This window comes from Streptomyces sp. NPDC050211 (assembly GCF_040656035.1).
GTDB lineage: Bacteria > Actinomycetota > Actinomycetes > Streptomycetales > Streptomycetaceae > Streptomyces.
In genome coordinates, this window is sequence record NZ_JBFALC010000011.1 from 217,863 (window position 1) to 228,108 (window position 10,246).

Below are 10,246 nucleotides of genomic sequence, written 5' to 3' on the forward strand. Positions count from 1 at the left end.
GCGTCAGCTATGCACGTCGCTGGACGGTCGGGCCCACTCCAGAACGCGGTACACCGTCGCTCTCGACACAGAGAACAACTCGGCGAGGTCGGCGATGGGAGTGCTCGCCGGTGGAGTGCTGCGCGACCCTATGGACCTGCTGCCGAGCCGTCAGCTTGGGCGGTCTGCCCTTGAGCTAGCCACAATGATCAACCGCGGTTGCGGCTGGTGACACGTTCGCAAACGGCACCCGTTCAGGCTGAGAGTCTTCAGTTTCCGCAATTATCTGAGGAGCTGTAAGGCATGTTGACCGAACTAACTCAAGAGTTTTCGCAGGTCAGCTACGGGCGGCGGGCCAGGAAGTGTGTGTCGAGGAAGCCGCGCTCGGACGCTGGGTCGTGGAGCAACCGAGCCACAGTGACGAGCCCGGCCTCGGCCAGCAATTTGGCAAACTGCTCCGTCGGCCAGCTATAGGCGGGCGCCACCTTGTGATCGAAGCGGACCGGTTCCGGCCCCTCGGTCCCGAAGAAGGACACCAGGAGCAGACCCCCTGGTGCCAGAACACGCGCCTGCTCAGCGAGTAGCGCGGGCAGTTCTTCAGGTGGGGTATGGATCATCGAGTAGTGGGCCAGCATTCCACCGAGCGTGCCGTCCTCGACCGGCAGGGCCTCCATTCGCGCTTCGTCGAACCGCAACGCCGGCTGGGCCCGCCGCGCGTGGTCGACCATGGCCGGGGAGAAGTCGATCCCAAAGGCGTCCAACCCCAAGTCGTGCAGCATGGCCGTCAGATGACCGGGTCCGCACCCGATGTCGGCTACCCGCAAGTTCCCCGTATCACGCACGAGCTCGGCGAAGGTGCCGATCATGTTCCGCGCGAACGGCCGCGTCTCCAACCGGCTAGTGAACATCGACGCATAGATCTCGACGACCCCGTCGTAGGCCGCCCTGGTCTCATCCTGGTGGTCTAACACGGGCAGGAAGCTAACACCCCGCCGACCTCCGGCCCATACCGGCCCTTCCCCTCGGGACTGATCGTCGCGTCACCCGATCACGGGACGCCCCCGGTAGTTCGGAGAAGGCACGTAAAGCAAGTGGACCCTGTGCAGGGCCTCGGACACGGTGACCTCCAGGAGCCTGTCTGAACGAACCGCATACTCCCAAGATCCAGCGGTTCGTTCAGAACACCCGACGGTGCCACCGATCAGCTGACGGCCCAACGAGTCGCTGGCACCTTGGGGCTCAGGCAGCCTCAGCTCTGGGGATGGCCTCGTCGCGCATCCAATCGAGGAACCGGCGCAGCGCGGGGATCAGTTCTTCGCCAGCGCATTCCCCGCTCGTGAAGACCCATGTTCGGCGGTAGGTCAGATCCGCCGCACCGCTGTCCGTGGGGGACGCCGAGGGCACGCTGAAGGTGTACCGCGCTGGCGCGGTACCGTCTCTGACTACGTCGATGTGGGACTCGGTGATCACCGAAGGGTTGTAGGCGGTCGCGCGCGCCATCGCCGCATCGGAGACGAGAACCTCGTGTTGGACCTGGGCCGCTTCCCCTGCCTCTTTGAGAACCAGGTCCCTCGCGCCTTTGACGCACTTGAGCCGAGGGTCGTCGGCGGTTCCCCGCCACCACTGACCAAATCCGGACGTCCGCCCCAGCACCTTCGACTCGGACTCGACCGCGTGACCGACTCTGCGGATCACGGCGATGGCGCCGACGAAGGAGTCCTGGAACTCCTCTTGGTCGTCGGCGAGCTCCTCCAGGATCTCCAGATACTTCTCCGCCAGTGCGAGGGCCTTCCGGCTCTTCTCTAGTCTCATAGGTACATTTCAGGCGCTGCGCGGTGATGCTGCTACCGCGCTCTCTGTACTGGCCGATCCGATCCTCCTCAGAGGCCATTCTGAACAGACCGCCGGTTCGATCGACTCCGGTGCTCGTTCAGGGTTGCATCGGAGGCTTGACTACGTGCCTAACGGCTCCAGATGCCTGCTGACCTGCTCGGACAGCCGATGAACCCATGGGGATCACAGCCCTGTGCCCGCATAGCTACGGAGAAGTGACAAGTAGCTCATGGTGACGACCGGGTCGCGGTTCCTGCCGAGACGGCTTGGATAACGTCGCTCCGGCTTCTCGGCTTTCCCTGGGGGCTGTAGGCGAGGACGACTCGGAGGGGAATCGAGGCGCCGCGGGGGCTGCGGAGGGTGTAACTGAGCGGCTGGTGGATGCGCTTGGCTTCGTCCGCGAGGGGGACGAGGAACTGTGCTGCGGCTTCTTCGTCTGGTGTGCGTAGGAAGCGGTCTGCGATTTCCAGGACGGCGCCGGTGGCGACGGGATCGTCCGGCGGGTCGGTGTATGCGGTTGACCGCAGGTTCTTCCGTGGCTGTGCACCGCGACGATGGAACAGTCCGTGACGCCGTTCGGCCTCGGTATCGATGATTCGCGCCAGTTCAGGGGTGGCCGCGTGGGGCCGGGCTTCGGGCCAGGTCATGAAGATCAGGGCGACGACGCCGCGGAGGTCCTGAAAGTACTGTGCCGTGGGGGTCAGCCAGCCGATGCTGCTGACCTGCTCGGGGCCGTCCGGGGACAGGAACGACAGGTACTTCTTCTGCAGTGTGAAGAGGACGTCACGTGATTGGTGGTCCCGGGGCATTGGCTCCTCACTCCTGGGAGCTTGGGTGAGGTCGGCTCCGCAGGCTGGGCTCACTGCCCGGGGATTCCCCGGCTTCGGGGTCGCTCGGCATAGGACGGGATGCAGTTCGCTGTCTCGCGGCCGGGCAATCAGGTCGTTGCTGTGGCGATTCTGGGCCAGTTCGCCGCAGAGGTGGCAGTAGCGGCGGAGGAATCGTTCATGGTGCGGGCAGGAGAAGACCGGCGGGAGCCTCCAGAGCCTGCGCCAGGCGCCGCCGTGACGCTGCTGGATCTCCGAACCGTCTCCGACGAGACAGTCGGGGCAGTACTGGGTCCGCGTGGTCAGGAGCCAGGGGTTGTTGTATTGCAGGCGCCTGGTGCCGGAACTGCTCCGTCCGTGAAATTCGGAGCTCAAGGGGCCGTAGCGGGTTCCGAGCGAGGCCAGCAGCAGGCCGGCTGTCTCCTGGCGGGAGAGACGGGTGGTGTGGCAGAAAGCGTCAAGGTCGGCTTCGCCGAGACTGATCGCGCAGGAGATCGGGATGCGGATGAGGGTCGTCCTGTCCTTCCGGCTGCTGGGGATCCCCATGCGGAGGATCAGCGGTCCTGGTCCGACGCCCAGCCGGTGCGAAAGCCGCAGCACATAGCCGGGCAGTGACTCATCCTCCAGTGGGTCCAGGCTCCTGGGCAGCGACCGCAAGGAAGACAGGCTGGGCGGCTCAGCCACCGGCCGCGCTTCCACCGCGGTCGTCGTAAACGGTGTTACGTCCCTTCCTGCGGGGCTTCCGGGCAGGGACGGGAACATCCGTGGGTACTTCGGGAATCTCCCCGGCTGTTGGGTCGCGGTCGGTGAGATTGCCCAGGTTGATCGGGATCGCTGACAGCAGTCCCGGGGTCAGCTCCTCGGCCCCGGACTCGATCGCCTCGGTGCATCCGTCCTCGATCAGCCGTTTGAGGAGCCCGACGATGCCGCGGGTGCGGCGGAATAGGTACTCCGGCATCCCGCCTTCGGTGAGCATCCCCGGCCGGGCCCGGAACAGCCTCAACCTGTCTTCGATGCCAGCCAGGTGCTGGATGAACGCGGTCATGCCCTCAGCGGTGTCGTAGTCGAACGGATCAAGATCGACCAGGTCGAAACGCCGCTCAGTCTGCGTGGCAGCCGACGGGTTGTAACTCTTCCCCGTCTTGACCGGCGGGAAGACCCACTGCCCCGTGCGAGGATCGGGATAGCCGCTCCGCAGCAGCCCCGAGCGGGGGATGTCGACACCGATCAGCACCAGGGTGACGTTGAGGTCCATCAGCTCCCGGACGAGATCGAGGGTGTCCTGGTCGTCCTCACGGTGGAGCCTGAGCCTGGTGATGTCATCCAGCAGCAAGGCCGTTGTGCGATGGTCCCGCAACGAGTCCCGCACTGCCCGGATCATGCCGTTCAGCGTCTTCGGCAGCGGCGCCCCGTAGAAGTCCAGAACGGCCGCGCACAACCCCTTCGGTGTCGCCCGCACCGGAGTGCGGCAGTAGGCGACGGGCACGAACAGGTCCCGGGTGCCCGGGACCGGACCGGGCAGCAGTTGCCGGTGAAGATCCCGCCACAACATCTCGAACGTGGCCGCGGCATCGCAGGCCGTTTCCGTCTTGCCCAGGTAACCGCCGCCGCTGACCATCAGCCCGTCGCGAGTGCCCGGCTCGAAGTTCAGCGCGTTGTTCCGCATCCGCCCCCGCATCAGCTTGGTGACCTTCGCGCTCATCGGGGTCTCCAGCAGCCCCATGTTCACGTGCGTCGCGGTCCGATGCAGGTCATGCAGAGCACGGCGCCTCGGGCTCATCGCCGCGTACTCCTCCGCGGAGAGCCGCGGCGCCGGGATGAAGGTGCTCCGACGTTCCTGCCACTGCCGCCAGCCCTCGATCCTGGTGCGGTCCGGCGGCGGGCCAGCCCGAAGGAAGGGGACGATGCCGCTTTCACCCCGCGTTGGGTCCGCCATGTCCATCCTCTTCCTCGTCCTCCTCGGGCAGGAGGAACAGATCACGCTGCCGGTATGCCTCACCCAGCGGAGGCGGTGCCTTCGGCCTGCCCTGAACGGCCTGCTCACGGCGGTGCCGCCGGTGGCTGTCAATGCTCTCCGCGGCCTGACGCGTCCTCTCCTTCCAGCGCAGGGGAGTGACCACCGGATCCTCGGCGGCAGCCTCCGCGGCGGGCTCGCTCTGCAGCCGGTCAGCCTGCGAGGCGGCGGCCTGGACGACCTCACGGGAATGCTCGGTTCGCGCAGACTTCGGCAGCCGGGTCGGCCACTGACTCACCGGGACGCGGGAGCCGAGCAACTCCAAGAGAACTGGCAGGAGTTCGTCATCCGTTCGGGGCCTGAGCCCGCAGGCTTGAGCCTTCTTGAGCAGTTCGCGTACGCGTGCGTCACCGAAGGCGGGGGCCTGCCCTTCAGGCGGCAGCCCGGTCCAGGCAAGTGGATGCCAGCCGTGGGTGAGTGGGTCCTGGAAGAACACGCTGCGGCGGTCCCGGGGGTCCCGCCGGATGATCCACTGGCCCTTGTGCTTTCCGCCGCGGGCCGAGCGCTGGCACCGGTAGGGGTCCAGGGCCGGGGCGTCGTACCAGAGTCCGCGGATCTTCACCCCGCGCCGGGCATCGATCTTCTGCACGTAGTGGACGGGCAGCAGCTCGTAGAACAGCTCCGCCGAGGGGATCTCCATCGCGAAGCCAGCCTGGGCGAACGAAGCGGCAAACAGCGAGTTGGGGCTGTGATCGCCGCCGGGGTCCCAGCTGGGCGCGTACTCGCCGAGCCTTCGCCGTTGCCAGACGGCAACAATCCAGGTGGCAATCACGTGCTCCATCTCGTCGACAGTCAGCACCGCGTCGCCTTCCGGGTCCGCTCCGCGGTCGGCGGGGTCGATGCCGGTGTAGCCGGGCAGTTGCTCGAACAGCAGCGACCTGATCGCGCCAAAGGCACGCTCGCAGGCGGACTTGTCCGTAGGCCTCAAGACTCGGCTCGGGAGGATGTTGCAGCCGAGCACCCGCTGGACGTCAACCAAGTGGTGATTGCGGTAAACGGACCCGTGGTCCGTGGTCACGGTCTCTGGGGCAAAGAACGGCAGCCCCGCGACCTTGTGCCCGGCGAACTCCGCGACCACCGCGGCGGGCAGGCCCGGATAGGGCCACTCCAGTTCCTCGCCCCAGTCCGCCCGCATGGGCAGCGGCAGCATCACGTCCCTCAGCAGCATCGCGACATCCACCGACTGGTCGGAGACCAGCGTGAGCCGGAAGGCGCAAAGGGAATGCGTGTGCACGTCCATTGCGAGCGTGAGGTGGCATTTCACCGGATCGCCGAACACGCTCTCGCGGACCATCACGGGCAGCACCGTGGTGTCCAGCGCCACCACCTGGCCGGGCCGATGAACGAGCACGTGCCCGTTCTTCGACGGCAGTTCGGCTGAGCGCGCGTAGCGCTGGCGGGACCGACCCGGCCCGAACCACTCGCGCCAGACCACCCAGAGAGTCTGGTAGCTGGGGACGACGACGTCCCTGTCGGGGAAGGTCTCGCGTACATACTGGTGGATCATGCGCGCCCGGGTCCGCATGGTCACCTTCGACCGGTGCAGGGTCTCCGCGCGGACCGCGAAGATTGCCTCTCGGACCTCCTCGGTAATGCTCGGATGGCCGCCGCTCTCACGCAGCCACCGCTCGTCCGCGCAGCCAATCAGGCCCGCTTCCCGCCGTCGGCGGTCCCAGCGGATCAGGGTCCGGTAGCCGACCCGGTCCAGGCCCAGCAATTTCGCCTGCTGGCGGTCCATGCCTCCCAGTTCGGCGACCTTCGCCAGGCGGCGGGCGGTCAGCGTCGTGGTGGCCGGGTCGTACTCCGGCTTCGGCTCACCCGGCCCCGGACGTAGCGGGTCGCCGCTGCGGAAGCCGGTCTCCACCTCCAGGAGGTGAGCCAGGCGGAAAGCAGCGAGTTCCCGCCTTCCCGGCTCCAGGTCCTGCACGGTCTTCGGTTGACGGCCCCGGCTGGAGCCCTGAGCCGCAGTCCTGGATGAGGGGCGGCAGTTGGGGTGATTGGCCAGGAACCGGAAGCTCACCGGCTGCCGGGCGCCATCGCCGCGGACCAGGTGGACCCGACCGAGTTCGGGCTCCCGGCGCTCGACCGTCCATTCCCCGCCGTCCAGCACCAGAGCCGCCCCCGGCGAGAGGTCCAGGACTGCCGCCGACCTCATCACGCCTCCCCGGCAGGGTTAATCACCAAGGACCGGTCACCGAACGGTCGGCTCAGATCGGCTCCCAGGCACCGGTGCCAGAGCAGGTGCAGAAGCTGCGCACGGGCCAGCGGCGGAAACGAGGTGGCGTCCACAAGCTCCCCGAACGTGCCACCCTCGCAGGCCGCGTCCCTGAGCGCCGGCCGCAGCCCGAGCGGGTCGGACAAGGACCGACGCTGAGAGGAGAAGGCATCGACCGCGGCGGCGACATGGTCCCTCCAGCCCGCAGCGACGGTGTAATGCCAGCCGCAGGCCAGCGCGGCCTCGGCAGTCGCGGCGAACGCCTCCAGGTCCTCCGGCGCGATCAGCGCCCGTGGCCGTACGTCGATCAGCCAGACTCCGGTCCGGGTCACCACCAGGAAGTCCGGGATGTGTCCCCTGCGGCCGGTCGCGGTGTCGAACCGCAGCCGCAGGGGCTGCGACAGCACGTCGACGAGGCCAGCCGCGAAGTCGAGGACCAGGAGCAGCCGGGCCTCCTCCAAGCTCTCGGCCCCGTGATGACGGCCGGTGCTGACGAGGAACTGAAGGCTGGGGCGGTGGCGTTGGGCCCGACGCCAGGAGAACCAGCGCATCGGAGTTCCCTCCGCGAGAGGTGTGTGGGCCAAGTCCCGCACAGTGCACGACACCTCGTCGCTCGCTGTCCGCCAGGTCACCGTCCAACGGCGCGTCCACCCGGCCCGAGGCCGAGGCCGTCACTGCCCGGCGCTACGGACACCGGGACAAGCAAGTCTTCCCACCAGCAGCTGTGCGACCACAGACCACCGCCCCGAGCCTCAGTCGGGGACGCTGGCTGTACAAGGGAACGCACTCCGTCCACGGCACCACACGACCACCGTCGAGAGCGGCAAGCGGGGTGATCTCCGGATCTGGTGACAACTCGGCCGAGAAACAGCAGGAAGTGACAACTGCCGCATGAATCTGGTGACAGAAAGCGCTGGAAGCGCGAGAGAACACGTCAGGTCAAAAGCCATCGCCGGTGACATCTAACTCTGGAAGTCACAGCCCATCCGGGGGGCTTGAGTGTCCGTTCCCAGTGCTTGTGAGGGTTTCCCGCCGGATCTGATCGGCGAAGTGATCGAGTCCCGATCAATCTGCGCGGCGGGGCTTCTGGTGGGCTGACCTGGCCTACGGACGTCGCGCGACGAAGACGAACTCCTTGCCTGGTCTGTCGGGCGCGTCGCGAACGCCCTCCACCTCGTAGCCCTGCGCGATCCCTGGACCCAGCTTTCGACGGCGCCGACATCCGGGATCTCCGTCACGCGGTATGAGGCTTCGCGGTTCCACTCTTCCCAGGCGCGTCTGGCTGGATCCCTGGTCTCGAACACCAGACGGCCGCCAGGCCGCAGTGCCTCGTACGCGCCGCGCAGGGTCTCGCGCCATGCCTGCGGATCGAGGATCTGCTGGGCGGCGTTCGCGGTCATGGTTGCCAGGTCGACCCGCATCGGCGGGAGCGTCGTGGCATCGCCACAGATCCAGCGCACTCGCTCGCTGCCTGGCTTGGCGCGGGCCACGTCGATGGATGCCTGGGCGGGATCGACGCACTGGCCGCGGTGGACGAGCGGGCCATCGCCCGGTTGCTGCTGGAACTTCTCGTTGTTCCGAGCGTGACGGGGAGCGCCGCGGAGTCCGAGGTTCAGCACGTCCTTGCCCGGCATCTGAAGCGGATGGACCTCGATGTCGACCTGTGGTCCATGAACCTGCCCGAGCTACGTGACCATCCCCGTTTTCCCGGCAGCGAGGCCCCGCGCACCGAGGCATGGGGCCTGGTGGGCGGCACGGTGCCCCAGGGCGACGGGCCGACCCTGATCCTCCAGGGGCACGTCGACGTCGTCCCTTCCGGAGACCTGGCGCGTTGGGAGAGTGACCCCTTCCGCCCTCGGGTTACCGGGGACGTTGTGCACGCACGAGGAGCGTGCGACATGAAGGCGGGGGTGGTGGCGATACTCGCTGCCCTGGCCGCGATACGGGAGGCGGGCGCAAGGCTGCGCGGCCAGGTGTCCGCGCATTTCGTAGTCAGCGAAGAGGACGGAGGGCTCGGGGCGTTCGGCACCCTCCAACGCGGCCACACCGGCGACGCCTGCATCATCACCGAACCGACCAGCGGCGCGGTCATGACTGCGAACGCCGGTGCCCTGACCTTTCGCATCCAAGTACCCGGCCGGGCCACCCACGGCAGCACCAGATACGTGGGAGTGAGTGCCATCGACGCATACCTGCCCATCCACCGCGCGCTCGCCCATCTGGAAGCCCGCCGCAACGTCGGCGCCGACCCGCTCATGTCCGAATACCCCATCCCCTACCCGCTGTCCGTCGGTACCGTCCATTCCGGCGACTGGGCCAGCAGCGTGCCCGACCTCCTGGTGGCCGAGGGAAGACTGGGCGTCCGGCTGGGCGAGGATCCGGCCCAGGCACGCACCGAACTGGAGGCGTGCGTGGCCGAAGCCTGCGCGGCCGACCCCTGGCTGCGCTCCCACCCCGCCACGGTGACGTGGCCCGGCGGGCAGTTCGCCAGCGGACGGCTGCCGACCGGGCATCCGCTTGCGGCCCAGGTCGCCGACGCGCACGCCGACGTCACCGGCGGCCCGCGACCTTCTGAGCGAGGCGCCCCCTACGGCAGCGACCTGCGACTGTACTCCGGGGCGGGCATCCCCACGCTGCAGTACGGCCCCGGCGACGTACGCCTCGCACACGGTCCACAGGAACAGGTCCGCCTGAGCGACATCGTCACCGTCACCCGGGCACTGGTGCTCGCCACACTGCGCACGGTCGGCACCAAGTAGTAGCCCCCAGCCTCACCCCCTACCGGCTGCTTGTGACCCGGTGGAAGTGACTGTTGCGGCGAGCCCGGCCATGCCACCCTCTTCGCGTGACGCCGAACGAAGACCGCCAGTTTCCTGCCGCGCTCGCCGCCGCTATGGCGGTCCGGTTCGACTACGTTGGCGGTGACGGCGTCGACTTCGAACCCTTCACGGCCTTCCTGCCCGCGTCGTGTTCCTCGGCTCCGAAGGGGAGACCGGCGTCGTCGCGCGCAACCTGGGCGCCTTCCTATGGCTGCTGGCCGACGGCTTCGGCCCCTGGGAGGCAGCCACCTCGTACGAGCCCGACTGGGTTCCACACCCCAATCGTGAGCTGACGACCATCGCGGAACAATTCGCACCAGGCCACCGCGCATCGGCATCTGCCGTGATCGAGCATGCCGCACGAGAGTTCCCCGACTTCGACGACTCCATCGTGACTCCACCCACGACTGAAGTCGCGGGCTTCCTGGATCGGTGGCTAAGCACCGTCGCAGAGGACCAGCCCGGCCCTGTGCAGGACGTTCAGCGCGCCCACGCGGTCTGCGTTCTCCACCAGGCCGCACTTGACGCACTCGAACTTCGCTTGGGTGACGCGGTTCCC

Annotated in this window: 9 protein-coding genes and 2 pseudogenes; 2 read left to right on the forward strand and 9 right to left on the reverse strand. The window is 67.7% G+C overall.

All coding sequences use genetic code 11. The features are described 5' to 3' along the window. Nucleotides 1-3: 3 nt before the first annotated feature. From AB0I98_RS15005 to AB0I98_RS15040, 8 genes and pseudogenes are all read right to left on the reverse strand, one after another. Nucleotides 4-132: a helix-turn-helix domain-containing protein gene (locus tag AB0I98_RS15005; RefSeq protein WP_362940756.1), complete on the reverse strand. Its 129-nt coding sequence runs from the start codon at nt 130-132 to the stop codon at nt 4-6. A gap of 188 nt (nt 133-320) precedes the next feature. Next, complete coding sequence (locus AB0I98_RS15010; protein WP_362940702.1) at nt 321-950, reverse strand: class I SAM-dependent methyltransferase; 630 nt, start codon at nt 948-950, stop codon at nt 321-323. A 268-nt stretch (nt 951-1,218) separates the two neighbouring features. Then, a complete protein-coding gene (locus AB0I98_RS15015) occupies nt 1,219-1,791 on the reverse strand; it encodes a hypothetical protein (protein WP_362940705.1) in 573 nt (190 codons plus the stop codon). A 248-nt stretch (nt 1,792-2,039) separates the two neighbouring features. After that, nucleotides 2,040-3,323: a TniQ family protein gene (locus AB0I98_RS15020; protein WP_362940708.1), complete on the reverse strand. Its 1,284-nt coding sequence runs from the start codon at nt 3,321-3,323 to the stop codon at nt 2,040-2,042. Then, nucleotides 3,316-4,575 (reverse strand): AAA family ATPase, encoded by a 1,260-nt coding sequence (locus tag AB0I98_RS15025; RefSeq protein ID WP_362940711.1) that lies wholly within the window; start codon nt 4,573-4,575, stop codon nt 3,316-3,318. Before AB0I98_RS15025 ends, AB0I98_RS15020 begins: the two co-directional genes overlap by 8 nt. Next, on the reverse strand, nt 4,553-6,808 hold the full coding sequence (locus tag AB0I98_RS15030) for a transposase (RefSeq protein WP_362940714.1): 2,256 nt from the start codon (nt 6,806-6,808) through the stop codon (nt 4,553-4,555). The genes AB0I98_RS15025 and AB0I98_RS15030 overlap by 23 nt, the downstream gene beginning before the upstream one ends. Then, nucleotides 6,808-7,419, reverse strand: coding sequence for a TnsA-like heteromeric transposase endonuclease subunit (locus AB0I98_RS15035; RefSeq protein WP_362940717.1), 612 nt, complete (start codon nt 7,417-7,419; stop codon nt 6,808-6,810). The genes AB0I98_RS15030 and AB0I98_RS15035 overlap by 1 nt, the downstream gene beginning before the upstream one ends. A gap of 553 nt (nt 7,420-7,972) precedes the next feature. After that, nucleotides 7,973-8,385, reverse strand: a pseudogene (locus tag AB0I98_RS15040) (class I SAM-dependent methyltransferase); the annotation flags it as partial. Between AB0I98_RS15040 and AB0I98_RS15045 the strand changes: the two are divergent. Together AB0I98_RS15045 and AB0I98_RS15050 are read left to right on the forward strand one after the other, a co-directional pair. Then, complete coding sequence (locus AB0I98_RS15045) at nt 8,380-9,627, forward strand: ArgE/DapE family deacylase (protein WP_362940759.1); 1,248 nt, start codon at nt 8,380-8,382, stop codon at nt 9,625-9,627. The pseudogene AB0I98_RS15040 and the gene AB0I98_RS15045 overlap by 6 nt on opposite strands. Nucleotides 9,628-9,761: 134 nt before the next feature. Then, nucleotides 9,762-9,928 (forward strand): annotated as a pseudogene (locus tag AB0I98_RS15050) (SMI1/KNR4 family protein); the annotation flags it as partial. 195 nt (nt 9,929-10,123) lie between these two features. Here the strand turns inward: AB0I98_RS15050 and AB0I98_RS15055 are convergent. Continuing rightward, on the reverse strand, nt 10,124-10,198 hold the full coding sequence (locus AB0I98_RS15055; protein WP_362940762.1) for a hypothetical protein: 75 nt from the start codon (nt 10,196-10,198) through the stop codon (nt 10,124-10,126). Nucleotides 10,199-10,246 lie beyond the last annotated feature (48 nt).

What these genes read in the sequence shown, in the direction of transcription:
- AB0I98_RS15015 (WP_362940705.1), bottom strand. Translation starts at nt 1,791, where the DNA reads ATGAGACTAGAGAAGAGCCGGAAGGCCCTCGCACTGGCGGAGAAGTAT.
- AB0I98_RS15025 (WP_362940711.1), bottom strand. Translation starts at nt 4,575, where the DNA reads ATGGCGGACCCAACGCGGGGTGAAAGCGGCATCGTCCCCTTCCTTCGG.
- AB0I98_RS15030 (WP_362940714.1), bottom strand. Translation starts at nt 6,808, where the DNA reads ATGAGGTCGGCGGCAGTCCTGGACCTCTCGCCGGGGGCGGCTCTGGTG.
- AB0I98_RS15035 (WP_362940717.1), bottom strand. Translation starts at nt 7,419, where the DNA reads ATGCGCTGGTTCTCCTGGCGTCGGGCCCAACGCCACCGCCCCAGCCTT.